16 protein-coding genes are annotated in these 18,204 nt (G+C 70.3%); 7 read left to right on the top strand and 9 right to left on the bottom strand.

Annotation, left to right across the window (positions count from 1 at the left end; genetic code table 11):
- The coding region (locus AC1D12_RS06225; protein WP_477839391.1) for a bifunctional salicylyl-CoA 5-hydroxylase/oxidoreductase at positions 1–2,027 on the bottom strand (2,027 nt) is incomplete at its 3' end.
- Positions 2,028–2,176: 149 nt separating this feature from the next.
- On the opposite strand from AC1D12_RS06225, the gene kynB reads away from it, so the two are divergent.
- Genes kynB through AC1D12_RS06250 form a run of 5 tightly spaced genes read left to right on the top strand, consistent with a single transcriptional unit; the run spans position 2,177 to position 6,347 of the window.
- A complete protein-coding gene (gene kynB, locus AC1D12_RS06230) occupies positions 2,177–2,800 on the top strand; it encodes an arylformamidase (protein WP_477839393.1) in 624 nt (207 codons plus the stop codon).
- A 12-nt stretch (positions 2,801–2,812) separates the two neighbouring features.
- Positions 2,813–4,099, top strand: a complete 1,287-nt coding sequence (gene kynU / locus AC1D12_RS06235) for a kynureninase (protein ID WP_477839395.1) — start codon at positions 2,813–2,815, stop codon at positions 4,097–4,099.
- Complete coding sequence (gene kynA, locus AC1D12_RS06240; protein WP_477839400.1) at positions 4,096–4,962, top strand: tryptophan 2,3-dioxygenase; 867 nt, start codon at positions 4,096–4,098, stop codon at positions 4,960–4,962. Before kynU ends, kynA begins: the two co-directional genes overlap by 4 nt.
- 40 nt (positions 4,963–5,002) lie before the next feature.
- Positions 5,003–5,875 (top strand): DUF6597 domain-containing transcriptional factor, encoded by an 873-nt coding sequence (locus AC1D12_RS06245; protein ID WP_477839405.1) that lies wholly within the window; start codon positions 5,003–5,005, stop codon positions 5,873–5,875.
- A gap of 16 nt (positions 5,876–5,891) precedes the next feature.
- A complete protein-coding gene (locus tag AC1D12_RS06250) occupies positions 5,892–6,347 on the top strand; it encodes a VOC family protein (RefSeq protein WP_477826240.1) in 456 nt (151 codons plus the stop codon).
- 14 nt (positions 6,348–6,361) lie between these two features.
- Here AC1D12_RS06250 and AC1D12_RS06255 read toward each other — a convergent pair whose 3' ends face one another.
- From AC1D12_RS06255 to hmgA, 4 genes are all read right to left on the bottom strand, one after another.
- Positions 6,362–6,808 carry a carboxypeptidase regulatory-like domain-containing protein gene (locus AC1D12_RS06255; protein WP_477839407.1) on the bottom strand — a complete coding sequence of 149 codons (447 nt, stop codon included), beginning with the start codon at positions 6,806–6,808 and terminating at the stop codon, positions 6,362–6,364.
- 462 nt (positions 6,809–7,270) lie between these two features.
- Positions 7,271–8,770, bottom strand: a complete 1,500-nt coding sequence (locus tag AC1D12_RS06260; protein ID WP_047500625.1) for a Do family serine endopeptidase — start codon at positions 8,768–8,770, stop codon at positions 7,271–7,273.
- 96 nt (positions 8,771–8,866) lie between these two features.
- Positions 8,867–10,183, bottom strand: coding sequence for a fumarylacetoacetase (gene fahA, locus AC1D12_RS06265; RefSeq protein ID WP_477825826.1), 1,317 nt, complete (start codon positions 10,181–10,183; stop codon positions 8,867–8,869).
- A complete protein-coding gene (gene hmgA / locus AC1D12_RS06270; protein ID WP_477839408.1) occupies positions 10,180–11,481 on the bottom strand; it encodes a homogentisate 1,2-dioxygenase in 1,302 nt (433 codons plus the stop codon). Before hmgA ends, fahA begins: the two co-directional genes overlap by 4 nt.
- A gap of 70 nt (positions 11,482–11,551) precedes the next feature.
- Here hmgA and AC1D12_RS06275 point away from each other — a divergent pair, with 70 nt between their 5' ends.
- Complete coding sequence (locus tag AC1D12_RS06275; RefSeq protein ID WP_477839410.1) at positions 11,552–12,331, top strand: IclR family transcriptional regulator; 780 nt, start codon at positions 11,552–11,554, stop codon at positions 12,329–12,331.
- Between the two features lie 32 nt (positions 12,332–12,363).
- Positions 12,364–13,899, top strand: a complete 1,536-nt coding sequence (locus tag AC1D12_RS06280) for a S41 family peptidase (RefSeq protein WP_477839412.1) — start codon at positions 12,364–12,366, stop codon at positions 13,897–13,899.
- Here AC1D12_RS06280 and pcaCD read toward each other — a convergent pair.
- The 4 genes from pcaCD to AC1D12_RS06300 all read right to left on the bottom strand — a co-directional run.
- Entirely contained in the window at positions 13,896–15,098 is a 1,203-nt protein-coding gene (gene pcaCD, locus AC1D12_RS06285; RefSeq protein ID WP_477839414.1) for a bifunctional 4-carboxymuconolactone decarboxylase/3-oxoadipate enol-lactonase PcaCD, read from the bottom strand. The genes AC1D12_RS06280 and pcaCD overlap by 4 nt on opposite strands.
- A gap of 16 nt (positions 15,099–15,114) precedes the next feature.
- Positions 15,115–16,527 (bottom strand): 3-carboxy-cis,cis-muconate cycloisomerase, encoded by a 1,413-nt coding sequence (gene pcaB / locus AC1D12_RS06290; RefSeq protein WP_477839416.1) that lies wholly within the window; start codon positions 16,525–16,527, stop codon positions 15,115–15,117.
- Between the two features lie 13 nt (positions 16,528–16,540).
- Entirely contained in the window at positions 16,541–17,311 is a 771-nt protein-coding gene (locus AC1D12_RS06295; RefSeq protein WP_477839418.1) for a SapC family protein, read from the bottom strand.
- A partial coding sequence (locus AC1D12_RS06300) for a hemolysin family protein (RefSeq protein WP_477839420.1) occupies positions 17,308–18,204 on the bottom strand: 897 nt, incomplete at its 5' end. The genes AC1D12_RS06295 and AC1D12_RS06300, both read right to left, overlap by 4 nt.

Here is an 18,204-nt window from a genome sequence, read left to right on the forward strand (position 1 = left end):
CGCCCGTACACCGGCCGCTGCTGCGGGCTGACCTGTCCGGACGACACGTCGACCAGGTCGGCACCGGCCGCCTTCAACGCCCGCGCGATGGCAATCGCATCGTCGGGCGTCGTGCCGCCCGGCACCCAGTCGTGCGCGGAGATGCGCACCGACAGCGGCTTGTCGGCCGGCCACGCCGCGCGCATCGCCGCCAGCACCTCCAGCGGGTAGCGCAGCCGGTTCGCCAGTTCGCCGCCATACCCGTCGGTGCGATGGTTGGTCAGCGGCGACAGGAACGACGACAGCAGGTAACCGTGCGCGCAGTGCAGCTCCAGCCAGTCGAAGCCGGCCTGCGCGGCACGCTTCGTCGCCGCGACGAAATCGGCGGTGACGCGGTCCATGTCGTCGCGCGTCATCGCCCGCGACCACGCGCTGACACCGTCCAGGTACTGCTGCGGCGAGGCCGAGATCAGCGGCCAGTTGCCCTCACTGTTGTCTTCAGCCAGCGGCAGGTCTTCTCCATCCCACGGCGCGCGTGTCGAGCCCTTCGCGCCGGCATGGCCCAGCTGCATCGCGATCTTCGCGCTGCTGCCCTGGTGCACGAAATCGACGATGCGCTTCCACGCCCGCATCTGCGCATCGGTGTACAGCCCCGGGCAGCCCGGCGTGATGCGCGCATCGGGCGAGGTGCAGGTCATCTCGGCGAACACCAGGCCCGCGCCGCCCAGCGCCCTGGCCCCCAGGTGCACCAGGTGGTGGTCGCCCGGCACGCCGTCGACCGCGCTGTACTGCGCCATCGGCGAGACGACGACGCGGTTCTTCAGCGTCACGCCGCGCAGCGTGAACGGCGTGAACATCGGCGGCACGGCGTGCGTGCCGTCGAGCCCGGCGCGCGCAGCCAGCCACTGCTCGTAGCCGCCGACGTAGGCCGCATCGCGCAGCCGCAGGTTCTCGTGCGAGATGCGCTGCGAGCGCGTCAGCAKCGAGTACGCGAACTGCGGTGCGTCGAGCCGCGCATGGCGTTCGACGTTCTCGAACCATTCGGTGGAGTTGCGCGCCGCGTTCTGGATCTTCAGCACCTCGATGCTGCGTTGCGCTTCGTAGGCGGCCAATGCCTGGTCGAGCGCGCCCGGATGCTCGCCGATCGCTGCGGCCAGGTCGATCGCATCCTCGAGTGCGAGCTTGGTGCCCGAGCCGATCGAGAAATGCGCGGTGTGCGCCGCGTCGCCCATCAGCACGACCGGCGCGCGGCCGTTGTGATGGATCCAGCGCTTGCACACGACGCGCGGGAAGCGGATCCACTGCGCCGAGCCGCGCAGGTGCGCCGCGTTCGACATCAGCGCATGGCCGTCCAGGATCTTCGCGAACAGCTTCTCGCAGAACGCGATGCTCTCTTCCTTGCCCATGTCGGCCAGGCCCGCGGCGCGCCACACCGGCTCGGGCGCCTCGACGATGAAGGTGGAGGTGTCGGCATCGAAGCGGTAGGCGTGCACCTGGAACCAGCCCCACTCGGTGCGCTCGAACGCGAACGTGAACGCATCGAAGCGCTTGCGCGTGCCGAGCCAGACGAAGCGGCACAGCCGGGTGTCGACATCGGGCTCGTAGGTGGCGGCGTAGCGGCTGCGGATGCGGCTGTTCAGRCCGTCGCWGGCGATCACGAGGTCGGCATCGAGCGCGGTGTCGTCGCTGCACTCGGTCTCGAAGCGCAGCCGCACGCCCTCTTCGGCGCAACGGTCCTGCAGGATATTCAGCAGCTTGCGCCGGCCGATGCCGCAGAAGCCGTGGCCGGACGAGCGCACCACCTCGCCCTTGAAGTGCACCTCGATGTCGTCCCAGTGGTTGAACGCATCGAGGATCTGCGCCGCGCTCTTCGGGTCGCTGCGCTGCACGGCCCCCAGCGTCTGGTCGGAGAACACGACGCCCCAGCCGAAGGTGTCGTCGGCGCGGTTGCGCTCGATCACCGTGACCTCGTGCGACGGGTCCTGCTTCTTCATCAACAGCGCGAAGTACAGGCCCGCGGGGCCGCCGCCGATGCAGGCGATGCGCATGTGCGTGATCTCCGGAGCGCCCCGGCGGAAATCGCCGGGCCGATGAAATTTAGAGCTTGATATTTCAGGTGTCAAGCATTTATTGGCCACGACGGGATGTCTGAAATAACCGACACCACGACGCCAACGGCGGTGCTACTGTTCCGGCCGTGAAAAAGCTCTGGGACATCTCCCCACCCATCGCCCCCGACTCGCCGCTGTTCCCCGGCGACGAGGCCTACTCGCAGGCCTGGACCGCGCGCATCGGCCCGGACTGCCCGGTCAACCTGAGCGCGATCACGATGTCGCCGCACATCGGGGCGCACGCCGATGCGCCGCTGCACTACGGCGACGATGCGCCGGCCATCGGCGCGGTCGACCTGGCGCCGTACCTGGGCCGCTGCCGGGTGATCCATGCGATCGGCATCGGCCCGCTGGTGCGGCCGGAACACCTGGCGCCGTTCGCCGCCGACCTGCCGCCGCGCGTGCTGGTGCGCAGCGTGCTGAAGGCGCCGACCGCGTGGTCGCCCGAGTTCACGTCGTTCGCCCCCGAGACCATCGGCTGGCTGGCCGACCGCGGCGTGCGGCTGGTGGGCATCGACAGCCAGTCGGTCGACCCGGCCGACAGCAAGACGCTGGACAGCCATCACCAGCTGCTGGCGCGCGACCTGCGCGTGCTGGAGAACCTGGTGCTCGACGACGTGCCGGCCGGCGACTACGAACTGATCGCGCTGCCGTTGAAGCTGATGCTGGCCTGTGCCTCGCCGGTGCGCGCGGTGCTGCGAGAACTCTGAAAGATCTCCCGAATGACGACACGACAAGACTGCCTGGCGCTCGACGCCCGTGATGAACTGGCGCCGCTGCGCGCGCTGTTCGACCTGCCCGACGGCGTGATCTACCTCGACGGCAATTCGCTCGGCGCCTTGCCGCGCGCCACCGCAGCCCGCGTGCAGCAGGCGGCCACCGCCGAATGGGGCCGCGACCTGATCAAGAGCTGGAACACCGCCGGCTGGATCGACCTGCCGCAGCGCATCGGCAACAAGATCGCCTCGCTGCTGGGGGCCGGGCCCGATGAGCTGATCGTCGCCGACTCGACCTCGGTGAACCTGTTCAAGGCCTTGTCGGCCGCGCTCGACCTGGCGCAGCGCGACACGCCGGGCCGCAAGCGCATTGTCTCGGAGCGCTTCAACTTCCCGACCGACCTGTACATCGCCGAGAGCCTGGCGCGGCAGCGCGGCTTCGAGCTGGTGCTGGCCGAGGCCGACGAGAGCCCGGCGCTGATCGACGACCGCCTCGCGGTGCTGATGCTGACGCACGTGAACTACCGCAGCGGCCGCATGCACCGCATGGAAGAGACCAACCTCGCGGTGCATGCCGCGGGCGCGCTGGTGGTGTGGGACCTCGCGCACTCGGCCGGTGCGGTGCCGGTCAACCTGAAGGGCAGCGGCCCGCGCGCCGGCGCGGCCGATTTCGCGGTGGGCTGCGGCTACAAGTACCTGAACGGCGGGCCCGGCGCGCCGGCCTTCGTCTGGGTGCACCCGACGATCACCGCGCGCATGGACGCGGAGCAGCTGTGGCAGCCGCTGTCGGGCTGGCTCGGCCATGCAGCGCCGTTCCAGTTCACGCCCGACTACCACCCCGCCGCCGGCATCGGCCGCTTCATCTGCGGCACGCCGCCGGTGCTGTCGCTGGCCGCGCTGGAGTGCGGCGTCGACACGATGCTCGCCGCCGAAGCCCACGGCGGGCAGYCGGCGCTGCGCCGCAAGTCGATCGCGCTGAGCGAGCTGTTCATCGCGCTGGTGGAGGCGCGCTGCGCCGGCCACGGCCTCACGCTGCAGACGCCGCGCGATGCGGCGCAGCGCGGCAGCCAGGYGAGCTTCGCACGCGCCGATGACGGCTACCCGATCATGCAGGCGCTGATCGCGCGCGGCGTGATCGGCGACTTCCGCGCGCCCGACATCCTGCGCTTCGGCTTCACGCCGCTGTACACGCGCTTCATCGACGTGTGGGAGGCGGTGGAGCACCTGGTGCAGGTGCTGCAGACCGGCGAGTGGCAGCAGGCCCGCTTCAACCAGCGCGCGGCGGTGACATGAGCTGCCCGCATCACGAATCCGGCAACACCGACGGCGAGAAGATCGTCCGCGAGGAAGGTGCGCAGCTCGATTTCTCGAGCGACATGAGCTATGGCGACTACCTGCACCTCGACGAACTGCTGAACGCGCAACACCCACTCTCGCCCGAGCACAACGAGATGCTGTTCATCGTGCAGCACCAGACCAGCGAGCTGTGGATGAAGCTGATGCTGCACGAGCTGGGCGCGGCGGTGCAGCGCATCGCGAGCGACGACCTGGGCACGGCCTTCAAGATGCTGGCGCGCGTGAGCCGCATCATGGAGCAGCTGGTGCATGCCTGGGACGTGCTCGCGACGATGACGCCGCCGGAGTATTCGGCGATCCGGCCGTACCTGAGCAACAGCAGCGGCTTCCAGAGCTGGCAGTACCGCTGCATCGAGTTCATGCTGGGCAACAAGAACGCGGCGATGCTGAAGCCGCATGCGCACACGCCGGAGATCCTGGCGCGCGTCGAGGCGGCGTACCGCGCACCGTCGCTGTACGACGAGGCGCTGCGGCTGCTGGCGCGGCGCGGGCTGCCGGTGCCGGCCTCGCATGTGGAACGCGACTGGTCGCAGCCGTACGTGAGCGACGATGCCGTCGAGCAGGCGTGGCTGGTGGCCTACCGCGCGCCGCAGCAGCACTGGGACCTGTACCAGCTCGGCGAGGAGCTGACGGATCTCGAGGATGCGTTCCGCCTCTGGCGCTTCCGCCATGTGACGACGGTGGAGCGGGTGATCGGCTTCAAGCGCGGCACCGGCGGCACCAGCGGCGTCGGCTACCTGCGCAAGATGCTCGACGTGGTGCTGTTCCCCGAGATCTGGAGACTCCGCACGAACCTGTAGCCCGGATGCCAATCCGGGATCGGCGGTGTATGGTGCGCCCATGCTTCTGCGTCGCACGCCCACCCCGCCGCTCGACGCCTTCGTCGACTGCCTGTGGGCCAGCGAACGGGGCGCGATGCCGCATGCGCGCGAGCGCAACCTGCCGACCGGCCGGGCCGACCTGATCATCGCGCTGCGGCAAACCCACCTGAACCGCTTCGCCTCGGCGGGCGACCTGCAGGGCCAACGCTTTGCCGGTGGCATCGTGCAGGCGCCGCAGCAAGGGCCCTTCTTTCGCGAGACCGGTGAGCCGTCGTCGGTGGTCGGCGTGCATTTCCGGGCCGGCGGGGCCGCGGCGCTGTTCGGCGTGCCGCTGACGGAACTGTCGACGCCGGCCACGCCCGACGAGCTGTGGGGCCCCGAGGCGGCCACGTTGCGCGACCGTCTGCAGGCCTTGCCCGGCGCGGCCGCGCGGCTGCGACATCTGGAAGCCTGGCTGCTGTCGCGCCTGCACCGGGCGCCGCCGCACGCCGCCGATGCGCCGATCGCATGGGCCCTGCAAGCGTTCGAGGGCGCGGTGCCGCACAGCGTTGCCGAGGTGCGGGGCGCGCTCGGCTGGTCGCCGAAGCGCTTCATCGCCGAGTTCTCGCAGCGCGTCGGGCTGACGCCCAAGCGCTACCTGCGGATCGCCCGGTTCCAGCGCATCGTGCAGATCGCTGCAAGCTGTCGAACCAGTTGCATGCCCATCGACTGGGCCGAGCTCGCGCTCGCTGAAGGCTATGCCGATCAAGCCCACGTGGTGCGGGAGTTCCGCGGCTTCTCAGGGCTCACGCCCACGGCATATCACCCGCTCGCACCGGACCAGGCCAGCCACACGGCGGAAAAAATCTTCAAGACACCAAGCCGGGTGGGCTCTTACGCTTCGGCCCGATGACCCAGAGGAGCCCGCGATGATCCATGAAGTGTTCACCTACCTGCGCGTGCGCGACACCGCCGCGGCGATCGCGTTCTACACGCAGGCCTTCGGTGCGAAGGAGCTGTTCCGCCTGACCGAGCCGTCGGGGCGCATCGGGCACGCCGAGATGGAACTCGGTCCGTCGGTGTTGATGCTGTCGGACGCGTTCCCCGAATACGGCATCGAAGCGCCGCCCATCGGAGGTTCCACCAGCTACGCCAGCGTGCACCTGCACGTCGACAACGCCGACGCGGTGCTCGAGCAAGCGGTGTCGGCCGGGGCCACCGTGCTGATGGCACCGACCGATCAGTTCTATGGCGAGCGCAGTTGCAAGCTGCGTGATCCGTTCGGCCACGAATGGCTGATCGGCCACAGCATCGAGCAACTCACGCCCGACGAGATGCAGCGCCGCTACACCGCGCTGATGACGGAGCCGTCGTCAGCGCAGTGAACGCGCTGCGTGGGTCAGTCGGTGCCCTGCGGGAACACCACCACCGGATTGGCCGTGCCGCGCGAGTTCACGGTGACCTGCTTCGTGACGGTCCTGCCGTTCAGCGTGGCTTCCATCTTGTACTGCCCCGCCGGTGCCTTCACCAGCATGTAGGGGCCGTCGGCCTGCGCGTCGAACACGACGTCGCCTTCCTTGTCGATCAGCTTGACCTGCGTGTCGGCGGTGAACTGGTTCTTCGCGCCGGCCTTCTCGTAGATCTCGATCGCGAGCGGGTAGTCGCGCTTGGCGTCCTTGAACGCCGGCACCTCTTCATAGGCCACGCCGCCCGTCACGTAGGTGATGTCACCGGCCTGCTTGGCAGCGGGCAGCGGGGCGCGGTCGTCCTGGGCCCAGACGGCGGTGCCGGAGGCGATGGCCAGCGCAGCGGCGAGCGGGGCGARCAGAGGCTTGTGGCTGTTCATGATGAAGTCCTTTCTTGTCATCAAGGTGAACTTCATTGGACTGCGGGCGACACGGCGGGTGCCTGGGACGAGGCCGGCCGTGCGGGACGGGCAGGTACGCACGGGCTTGTCAGCCTGGAAGCCGCGCGCCGTAGGACTCGGCTGGCATGGCAAGCTGCGGCCTTCGATCCAACCGACAACCGGTGAGGCCACATTGACAACAGTTCCATTCCGCTGTGCGAAATCGGGAGCCGCCCTCGCTCCAGACGAGGCCGGTCATTGCGCGCTCTGCGAACGCTTGCTGGATCGCCGATTCTTGCGGGAAGGCATCCATCCTCTGCAGCGCAGACCGGTGTGCACGGATTGCCTCCAGGCCCATGTCGACAAAGGACGCGCAGCGATCGACGACAAGGAGGTGTGAGCCCGCCTACAACGGAAAAGGCCGCCCGCAGGCGGCCTTTCCCCATCCAACAGCCGCAGCCGTCAGCCCAGGTTCACCGGCACGAAGATCCGCTCCCCGTCGCGCTCGACCAGCAGCGCCACGCTCTTCGGCTTGCCGGCCATCACCGCACGCACCTGCTCGATCGACGTGACCGGCTTGCCGTTGATGGCCAGCAGCACGTCGCCCGCCTCGATGCCGGCGCGCGCCGCCGGGCCGTCGACGTTCTCGATCACCAGGCCCTGCTCCAGCTTGCTCTGGCGCTTCTCTTCGCGCGTCAGCTGGCGCAGCGACAGCCCGAGCTGCACGCCCTGCGAATCGCCGCCGTTGGCGGACGCCACATCCTCGTCCGGATCGGCACCGCCCAGCTTCACGTCGATCGAACGCTCGGCCCGGTCGCGCCACACCGACAACTTCACCTTGTCGCCCGGCGCCGCCAGACCGATGCGGCTCGACAACGCCCCCGAGCGCACGATCGGGTCGCCGTTCACCGCGGTGATCACGTCACCCGGCTTCAGGCCGGCCTTCTCGGCCGCGCTGTCCTTGCTGACCTTCGCGACCAGCGCGCCGTCAGGCCGCTTCATGCCGAACGACTCGGCCAGACTCTGGTTCACGTCCTGCACCGCGACACCCAGGCGGCCATGCGTGGCGCGGCCGGTCGCGACGATCTGGTCTTTCACCTTCAGCGCGACATTGATCGGGATCGCGAAGCTCAGCCCCTGGAAGCCGCCGGTCTGCGAATAGATCTGCGCATTGATGCCGATCACCGCCCCGGTGCCGTCGAACAGCGGGCCGCCGGAGTTGCCGGGGTTCACCGCCGCATCGGTCTGGATGAAGGGCACCACCGCGTCGCCGGGCAGCGAGCGGCCCTTCGCGCTGATGATGCCGGTGGTGGCGGTCTGCTCGAAGCCGTAGGGCGCGCCGATCGCGAGCACCGGGTCGCCGACCTCGATGTTCTGCGGGTCGCCCAGGCGCACGATCGGCAGGTCCTTGGCCTGGATGCGCAGCACCGCGATGTCGGTGGCGGCGTCCGAGCCCAGCACCTTGGCCGAGAACTCGCGGCGGTCGCTGAGCTTGACGGTCACTTCCTTGGCTTCGCGCACCACGTGGGCATTGGTCAGGATCAGGCCGTCGGCGCTGATGATGAAACCCGAGCCCTGGCCGCGGAACGGCACCGACGGGTTGCCGCGCTGGCCGCGCTGCTGGAAGCCCGGCAGGCCGCGGAAGAACTGGAAGAACGGATCGTTCTCGGCGCCGGGCGGCAGGCCTTGCTGCTGCTGCTCCTCGGCCGAGGCCTTGTGCAGGCCGGCCACCGTGACACCGACGACGGCCGGGCCGGAGGTCGCGACGATCGCGCGGTAGTTGGGCACCTGGCCCGCGGCCGGCAGCATCGGCACCGGTGCCGGCGCGGTCGAGGTCACGGCGGCGGGCTTCGCCTCGGGTTTGCTCTTCAGCCACTCGGGCGTCAGGCTGAAGGCGCCGGCCGATCCGGCGGCCAGCAGGCCGGCTGCGGCAAGCGCAGCGGTCAACGACTTCATCTTCATGTGATCTCCTGGGGACAAGCGTCGCGGGGGATTCCGCATGAGTCGAAAGATAAGGGCCCGCGGTTAGAACTCGATTAGGGGTTGGTGAAGCGAAGGTTAAGACCGCGCCGCCAGCACCTCGGCCACGCACTCGCCGAACCCGATGCGCCGCTGCCCGGCGCGCTCGCAGAACGCTCGCAGCGCGACGCTGTCGCCATCCTGCAGGAAACGCCGCGTCTCGCCGTTCGGCAGCGTGATCGGCAGCTTGCCGCCCTGCGTCAGCTCCAGCAGCGAGCCGCCCTGCTCCGGCAGCGGCCCCGATTGCGTGCCGCTGCCCAGCAGGTCGCCCGGGCGCAGGTTGCAGCCGTTGCTGCTGTGGTGGGCCACCAGCTGCGCGAGCGTCCAGTACGCGTCGCGGAAGTTCGATTGCATCAGCCGCACCGCCGCGTCGCCGCGCTCGCGCATCGCCGGCGTCTGCAGCCACACCTCCAGCACGATGTCGATCGCGCCCTGTGCGCGGTTGCCTTCGCCATCGAGGTGGGGCAGCGGCTGCGGCCGGTCGGCCGCCCGCTCGAACGGCCGGCGGAACGGCTGCAGCGCCTCCATCGTGACGATCCACGGCGACAGCGTGGTCGCGAAGCTCTTCCCGAGGAAGGGCCCGAGCGGCTGGTACTCCCAGGCCTGCACGTCGCGCGCCGACCAGTCGTTCAGCAGCACCAGCCCGGCCAGGTGTTCCTCGGCCCGCGCCATCGGGATCGGCTCGCCGAGCGCGTTGCCGGGGCCGATGATCGCGCCGAGCTCCAGTTCATAGTCCAGCCGCTGGCACGGCCCGAACACCGGCGCCTGGGCTTCTGTCTTGTACTGCCCGCGCGGGCGGTGGAAGGCCTGCCCGCTGACCTGCAGCGACGAGCTGCGGCCGTGGTAGCCGATCGGCACCCATTCGTAGTTCGGCAGCAGCGGCTGGTCCGGGCGGAACAGTTTTCCGACGGTCGTCGCGTGGTGGATGCCGGTGTAGAAATCGGTGTAGTCGCCGACCTCGCACGGCAGCGCCATCGCGGCCTGTGCCTGCGGCACCAGGCAGGATTGCAGCCACGGCTCGTCGTCGGAGCCTTCGCGCAACGCATTCGACAACGCGGCGCGCAGCGTGCGGCGTGCCGCAGCCCCCAGCGCGATGAAGGCGTTGAGATCGCCGCGTGCCAGCGGCTCCATCACCCGCGACACCTCGGGCGACCACGGGCACAGCTCGTGCGCGAGGCGCAGGTCGAGCACCTGATCGCCGATCGCCACGCCACCGCGCCAGGGCTCGTCGCTGCCCTGGCGTCGAAAGCGCCCGAGCGGCAGGTTCTGGATCGGAAAGTCGGCCAGCGGATCCTGTGCCGACGCGACCCAGCTGCGCAGCCCCGCGTCGTTCGTGTCGTCGAGAGCGCCGCTCATTGGAATCCATCCTTCAGGTTGCGCCAGCAATCGGCATAGGCGGCATCGAGTGCGCCGCCGCTCATCGCCCATTCGGTCGGCCGGAAACGGTACCGGCTTTCGAACATGAAGGCCAGCGTGTTGTCGAGCTTGTGCGGCGCGAGCGGCGCATTCGAGGCGCGCTCGAACGCGTCGGCGTCCGGCCCGTGCGGCACCATGCAGTTGTGCAGGCTGGCACCGCCGGGGCGGAAGCCTTCGGGCTTGGCGTCGTACTGCCCGAGCACCAGGCCCATGAACTCGCTCATCAGGTTGCGGTGGTACCAGGGCGGGCGGAAGGTGTCCTCGGCCACCAGCCAGCGCGGCGGGAAGATCACGAAGTCGCAATTGGCCGTGCCCGGCGTGTCGCTCGGCGACGTGAGCACCGTGAAGATCGACGGGTCCGGGTGGTCGAAGCTGATCGAGCCGATCGTCATGAAGTTGGCCGTGTCGTACTTCAGCGGCGCCAGGTTGCCGTGCCAGCCGACCACGTTGAACGGCGAGGCCGCGCAGCGGGCCGACCACAGCCGGCCGCCGTATTTCTTGATCAGCTCGTGCGGTGCCGCGTCGGGCTCGAACGCGGCGACCGGGGCCTCGAAGTCGCGCGGGTTCGCGAGGCCGTTGCTGCCGATCGGGCCCAACTCCGGCAAGCGGAAATGCGCCCCGTGGTTCTCGCAGACGTAGACCCGCGACGGCCCGTCGACCGCCACCTTGAACGCCAGGCCGCGCGGCAGCAGCGCGATCTCGCCGGGCGCCACCTGCAGCAGGCCGAGCTCGGTGGTGATCATGAGCGTGCCCTGCTGCGGCACCAGCAGCATCTCGCCRTCGGCATTGACGAAGGCGCGCTGCATCATCGAGCGGTTGATGAACGCGATGTGCGCGGCCATGCCGACCTGCGCATCGACGTCGCCGTTGACGACGATGCTGCGCAGCCCGTCGACGAAGTCCAGCGGCCGGGCTTCTGCCTCGGGCACCGGCGTCGGCGCCCAGCGCATCGGGTCGGGCGGTGCCGCCACGCCGTCGGCCGCGCCGCTCTTCCACCACGGCTGCGCATACGGTGCGTAGCCGCCGACCACCACCGACGGCTGGCGCCGGTACATCCAGGTGCGCCGGTTCTCGGCGCGCGGCGCGGTGAACGCGCTGCCGCTCAGCAGCTCGGCATACAGGCCGTGCGCCGCCTTCTGCGGGCTGTTGCGGCCGAGCGGCAGCACGCCGGGCACCGCCTCGCTCGCGAACTGGTTGCCGAAGCCGCCCTGGTAGCGCAGGGGTTCAGGTGAAGCCATCGCGGGTCTCCTTGATTTCCGACAGCGGATTCGTTACTGTCTAATCCATTCTACATACACGAATTTCAGAATGATCCCCAGCACCCCTCGCGGCATCCAGAGCATCGAGGTCGGCGGCCAGCTGCTGCGTGCGCTCGCCCACCACGGCCGGCCGATGGCCTTGAAAGACCTGGCGCGCGAAGCCGGCATGGCAGCGGCCAAGGCCCACCCCTACCTCGTCAGCTTCGGCAAGCTCGGGCTGATCGCGCAGGATGCCGCGTCGGGCCGCTACGGGCTCGGTCCGCTCGCGATGGAACTGGGCCTGATCAGCCTGCAGCAGTTCGATCCGCTGCGCCTGGCCACGCCGCTGCTGCCGGCGCTCGCGGCGCAGGTCGGCCACACCGTCGCGATCGCGGTGTGGGGCAATCGCGGGCCGACCATCGTGCGCGTCGAAGAGGCACCGTCCGCGGTACACGTCAACATGCGGCACGGCACCGTGATGTCGATGCGCGGCACGGCGTCGGGCCTGCTGTTCGCCGCGCACCTGCCACCGGCCCGCCTGCGCGAGCTGCTGGCACAGGAGCCGCACGGCGGCCGGCGCACGCTGGACGCCGCCTTCGGCGGCCAGCTGGCGGCCATCCGCGCCGAGGGCCTGAGCCGCGTCGTCGACGGGACGGTGCCCGGCGTCAGCGCATTGGCGGCGCCGGTGTTCGACCTGCACGGCGAGCTGGTGCTCAGCCTGGCGGCGATCGGGCCGAACGCCACCTTCGATGTGCAGGCCACCGGCCCGGTCGCGGTCGCGCTGAAGGGCTGCGCCGCGCAGCTGTCGCGCCAGCTCGGCGGCGCCGGCAATCCGCCTGCACCGGTATAGTCGGCGTTCAACCAATGAATCGGGAGCGAGGAATGGGAGTTCTACGCCAACGGCAAGCCGGCGCACGCGTGCGCGCCACCTGGGCCAGCCTGCTCGTCGCGGCAGCCACCCTCACCGCCTGCGGCGGTGGTTCGGACGGCGACTCCAGCAACCGCCTCGCGTCGTCGTCGCAGTACGCGCAACAATGCGCCCCGACCAATCCGTATGCGTCGACCCACACCGGCAGCCTCGACGTCGAGAAGCAGTGGGTGCGCGCCTACCTGAACGATGCCTACCTCTGGTACGACGAAGTCCCGGCCATCACCCCCGGGCTGGCGCAGTACAGCAGCACGTCCGACGTCTACGGCTCGCTCGACAACTATTTCCAGGCCCTGAAGACGACCAAGCTCACCGCGAGCGGCGCGCGCAAGGACAAGTTCAGCTTCATCCTGCCGACCTCCACCTCCGACGCGATATTCGACTCCGGCGTCGAGGCCGGCAACGGCATCAACTGGCGCATGCTGTCGCCGACGAAGCCGCGCGGCCTGCGCGTGGCCTACGTGACGCCGGGCACCGAGGCCGCCACCAAGGGCGTGCTGCGCGGCGACACGCTGGTGACCGTCGACGGCGTGTCGGCCGACGACGACACCTCGGCCGGCGTCGACGTGCTCAATGCCGGCCTGTTCCCGAGCGACGCCGGTGGCACGCACACCWTCGTCTTCACCCGCGCGGGCGTCGGCCAGGTCAGCGTCTCGCTGACGACCGTGGCCGTCACCACCAAGCCGGTGCTGAACTACAGCGTGGTCCCCACGGCCACCGGCAACGTCGGCACCATCGTCTTCAACTCGCACGTCGCGCCGGCCGAGGCGCAGCTGATCGAAGCCGTCTCGTCGCTGAAGGCCCAGGGCGTGACCGACCTGGTGCTCGACCTGCGCTACAACGGCGGCGGCTACCTGTACATCGCGAGCGAGCTGGCCTACATGATCGCCGGCCCGGCGCGCACCGCCGGCAAGACGTTCGAGAAGCTCAACTACAACGCGAAGCGCACGTCCGACAACGCACAGGCGCCGTTCGGATTCCAGGCCACCAGCACCGCCAACGCGGCGCTGCCGACGCTCGACCTGTCGCGCGTCTACGTGCTCACCACCTCCGAGACCTGCTCGGCCAGCGAGGCGGTGATCAACGGCCTGCGCGGCGTCGATCTCGACGTGCGGCAGATCGGCGGCGGCACCTGCGGCAAGCCCTACGGCTTCGCGGCCCAGGACAACTGCGGCATCTCGTACTTCCCGATCGAGTTCCAGGGCGTCAACGCGAAGGGCTTCGGCGACTATGCCGACGGCTTCGTGCCGAACGGCAGCGGCGCCACCGGCATTGCCGGCTGCGCGGCGTCGGACGACCTGTCGCAGCCGCTCGGCAGCCCGGACGAAGGCCTGCTGAAGGCCGCGCTCGCCTACCGGGCGACCRGCGCCTGCCCGGCCCTCTCGGCGGCGCAGGAATCGGCGCAGTCGCTGGGCGTGCTCGGCAACCGCGGGGCCGCGGTGCGCGGCCGGCCGCTGCTGAGCAACCGCTTCCTCAAGTCGTCGCGCTAGGCCCCAAGGAAGCCCTCGACGAGCGCCGCGAACTGCTGCGGCTGCTCGGCCACGCTCAGGTGCGAGGCCTCGGCCAGCACCTCGAGCCGCGCGCCGGGAATGCGCTCGGCGATGGCCTGCGACATCGCGACCGGCGCCCCCACGTCCAGCGCGCCGGCGATCACGAGCGTCGGGCACCGCACCTGCGGCAGGCGCTCGAGCCAGTCGACCTCGCGCACCGCGTGGCAGGCCGCCGCATAGCCGGTGGCCGACGTGCGCAGCAGCGCCGCGCGGAACGCCGCCAGCGCGTCGGGCCGGCCGCTGCGGAAGCCGGCGTGGAAGTAGCGCTCCATCACCATGCCGGCGATCGCCTCCAGCCCGCCCTGCTCGACGGCCGCGATGCGCTGCGCCCAGGCCGCCTGCGCCGCCTCGGGGTAGTGCGCGGTGGTGTTGGCGAGCACCAGCGAGCGCACCAGCTCCGGATGGCGGATCGCGAGGCCCTGCCCCACCATGCCGCCGAGCGAGAGCCCGACCCAGGCCACCGGGCCGGCACCCCATTCGCGGATCACGCGGGCCGCATCGTCGACCAGCTCGTCCATGCGGTACGGGCCCGCCGGCACGGCCGAGCCACCGTGGCCGCGGTGGTCGTAGCGCAGCACCTCGTGGCGCGGCGCGAGCTCGGCGGCCAGTGCGTCCCACATGCCGAGCTCCAGGCCCAGCGCATGGCTCAGCACCACCGGCGTGCCCTCGCCCTGCAGCGCGACCTTCAGCTGCGGCCGGCTGAAGGTGTGATGGCTCGACGTGCGCACGCCGGCCGACAGCGGCGCGGGGGGCGGCAGCAGCCCTTCGTCGCGCAGGATCTGCGTGGTCAGCTTGAAGGCCGTGTTGGCGGCCGGCACGCCGCAGTAGATCGCGCCCTGCATCAGCGTCTCGCGGATCTTCTCGACCGGCACGCCCCCGCGCACCGCGGCCCGGCAATGCAGCTCGAACTCCTCCCAGCGCGCGAGGCCCATCGTCATCCCCAGCACCAGCAGGCGGCGGGTCGTCGTGTCCAGGCCCGGGCGGCCCCAGATGTCGTGCCACGCATAGCGCGTGATCAGCGACTGGAACTCGGCATTGAACGCGGAGGTGTTGTCCAGCGACTGGTCGACCCACGCATCGCCCAGCACCGCGCGGCGATTCTTCACGCCGCGGTCGAAATCGTCCTGTTGCTCCGGCATCGCGTTCTCTTTCAAATCAGTGTGGCAGCCAGGCCGACCACGGCGCCTCGGCCGCCAGCGCATCGGCGCGCAGCTGCCAGCTCGCCAGCTGCGGGTCGGCGACGCGGCTCGCATGCGCCGCGGCACGCTCGACTGAGAACAGCGCGTCGACCTGGTCGGCTCCGAGCTGCGCGCGCAGCGATTCGTCCTGCGACAGCGCCTGCAGCAGCACCTCGCGCAGCGGACGCCGTGCGGCCACCGCCTCGTGCGACCAGGCCTCGAGCAGCGCATGCGCACGCGCCTTGCCGAGCTGCTGTGCCAGCTGCATCGCCACCGCCTCGGCGAACACCAACCCATGCTGCGCGTCGATGTTGTGCCGCATCCGCGCGGCATCGACCTGCAGGTCCGGCGCCGCATCGGCGAGCGCCTTCAGTGCGCCGTGCACGCCGAGGTAAAGCCCCGCAGTCTCCGCCAGCTCGGCCTGCCAGTTGCCGAGGCCGCGTTCATGCTCCTGCACCATCGCGGCCAGCAGCGCGGCCACGCGGTGCGGCGTGCGCAGCGCGGCGGCCAGCGCCGTCATCGCGGCCACCGGGTTGCGCTTGTGCGGCATCGTCGACGAGCCGCCGCGGCCGGCGCCCGACGGCTCAGCCAGCTCGCCGAGCTCGCCCTGCGCCATCAGCGAGATGTCTTTCGCGATCTTGCCGAGCGCACCGGCCAGCACGCCCAGCTCGCCGGCCAGCGAGGCCAGCTCGTCGCGCTGCGTGTGCCACGGACCGGGCGGCAGCCGCAGGCCGAGCGCTTCGGCCACCCGGTGCGCGACGGCCGGGCCGCGCTCGCCCATCACCGAGAGCGTGCCCACCGCGCCGCCCAGCTGCAGCTGCAGCGCCTGCAGCCCGGCCGCGCGCACCCGCTGCCGGCAGCGCAGCAGCGGCGCGATCCACGCCACCAGCTTGAAATCGAAGCTGACCACCTGCGCCGGCTGCATCAGCGTGCGCGCCAGCACCGGCACGCCGCGGTGCTGCCGTGCCAGCGCGAGCAGCGCGGCAGCGAGCGCGCCCAGGTCGCGGTCGACCAGCGCGAGTGCGCGGCGGGTGGTGAGCGCGAGGCCGGTGTCGATCACGTCCTGGCTGGTGCTGCCCCAGTGCACGTAGCCGGCCGCATCGGCATCGAACAGGCCGACCGCCTGCGTCAGCGCCTTGACCAGCGGAATGGCCAGGCTGCCGGCCCGGCCGCTCGCGTCGATGAGGGCGCCCAGGTCGTACAGCTCGGCCTTGCAGACACCGGCGATCGCCTGGGCGGCGGCGGCCGGCACCAGGCCTTCGGCGGCCTGCGCGCGCGCGAGCGCCGCCTCGAAATCGAGCATCGCCTGCAGCACCGAGGCCGGCGAGAACACCGCCGACATCTCGGGCGTCGACAGGAAGCCTTCGAAAACCGATTGCCCCGTCGACATCACCGCGCTCCGGTCAGGCGGYGGCCGCCTGCGCCTTTTGGGCCTTCCGCTGCATCTTGCGATCGCTCAGCCGCTGCAGGCAGGTCAGCGAGGCCAGGTGGGCGTAGATCAGCGGCAGCATGCCGTTGCGGTACAGCTCGAGCACCTGGGCATCGGGCAACGCGCGCAGCTTGTCTTCATCGACCACGAGGAAGCCGTCGACCGAGAAGGTCTCGCCGTCGTCCAGCGTGCCTTCGGCGCGCATGCTCTTCAGCAGGTCGAGCTCGCGCAGGCGTTCGCAGAACAGCGGGGTGCGCTGCGCTTCCTGGTCGTACAGCTCGAGCAGCTTCATCACGTTGTTCAGGGTCTCGGTCGGCTCGCCGGCGGCGGTGAGCAGCGGCGTGCCCTGCGGCCCGTCGACGAGGCCCGGGTAGCCTTCATCGATGACCACCGAGAGTTCGTCGCCGGTGCCGTCGGCACGCGGGAAGCGCGTGAGCCCGAGCGGGTAGCAGCGCAGCGCGGCCGGGATGTAGCGGCCGACCCACTGCGTGCCCTCGACGAACAGGTTCTCGCCCACCGTCAACCCGAGCAGCACGGCCGGGTTGAGCTGCGGGCTGCCGTCTGCGGTGGTGCCGCTGTTGACGAACAGGATCGGGTAGTCCTTGCCGGCCTCGACGAACTCGCCGAAGGTGCAGAACAGCGCGTTCATGCCGGCGGCTCCCGACACGTCCAGCGGCAGCACGTGCTTGCCGGCATGGCGCGTGCGGTCGAGCAGCGCGGGCTTCTTGTAGAGGGCAGTGATCATTGAACTTCAGCTCCAGGGGGCAAGGCGGTGGCCATCACCTTGTCGACACGCTTGCCGTCCAGGTCGACCACCTCGAAACGCCAGCCTTCCCAGTCCACCGTGTCGGCGGTCTTGGGCAGCCGGCCCAACAACAACATGATCATGCCGGCCAGCGTGTTGTAGCGGCCGCGGTCTTCCTCGGGCAACTCCTTCAGCGACAGCCGGTCCTTCAGCTCGGGCACCGGGATCAGGCCGTCGAACAGCCAGCTCTGGTCGTTGCGCTGCACCGCCCAGGCTTCGCCGTCGGCCGGGGTCGTGAACTCGCCGGTGATCGCCTCCAGCACGTCGCGCACGGTGATGACGCCCTGCACCTCGCCGTACTCGTCGACCACGAAGACAAGCTGGGCCGACGACGCGCGGAACTGCTCGAGCAGCTCCATGCCCGACAGCGTCTCCGGCACGAACACCGGCGCCTGCAGGCCCTCGGTCAGCGCGAGCGGGCGGCCCTGCAGCATCTGCTGCAGCAGCGTCTGCGCCGAGATCACGCCGACCACGTCGCTCAGGCTGCCGCGGCACACCGGGTAGCGCGAGTGCTCCTGGTCGCCCATCACCTTCAGCACGTCGTCGAGGCCGGCCGACGCGTCGAGCCAGGTGATTTCGGTGCGGGGGATCATCATCGAGCCGACCTGCCGGTCGTCGAGGCGGAACACGTTGCGCACCATCTGGTGCTCCTGCGCCTCGATCACGCCGGCGTCCAGGCCTTCCTCGAGGCTGGCGGCGATCTCCTCTTCGGTCACCGAACGGTTCGGCCCGCCGCGGATGCCCAGCAGGCGCAGCGTGCCCTCGGTGCAGAACGACAGCAGCTTGACGAACGGGCGCGCCGCCATCGACAGCCATTCCATCGGCTGCGCGAC

The organism is Rhizobacter sp. P1_G5 (assembly GCF_056405435.1).

Coding starts and splice junctions, on each gene's coding strand:
- fahA (WP_477825826.1), bottom strand. CDS start 10,183: ATGAGCGGCGCTCTCGACGACACGAACGACGCGGGGCTGCGCAGCTGG.
- AC1D12_RS06250 (WP_477826240.1), top strand. CDS start 5,892: ATGATCCATGAAGTGTTCACCTACCTGCGCGTGCGCGACACCGCCGCG.
- pcaCD (WP_477839414.1), bottom strand. CDS start 15,098: ATGCCGGAGCAACAGGACGATTTCGACCGCGGCGTGAAGAATCGCCGC.
- AC1D12_RS06275 (WP_477839410.1), top strand. CDS start 11,552: ATGATCCCCAGCACCCCTCGCGGCATCCAGAGCATCGAGGTCGGCGGC.
- pcaB (WP_477839416.1), bottom strand. CDS start 16,527: ATGTCGACGGGGCAATCGGTTTTCGAAGGCTTCCTGTCGACGCCCGAG.
- AC1D12_RS06260 (WP_047500625.1), bottom strand. CDS start 8,770: ATGAAGATGAAGTCGTTGACCGCTGCGCTTGCCGCAGCCGGCCTGCTG.
- AC1D12_RS06245 (WP_477839405.1), top strand. CDS start 5,003: ATGCTTCTGCGTCGCACGCCCACCCCGCCGCTCGACGCCTTCGTCGAC.
- kynA (WP_477839400.1), top strand. CDS start 4,096: ATGAGCTGCCCGCATCACGAATCCGGCAACACCGACGGCGAGAAGATC.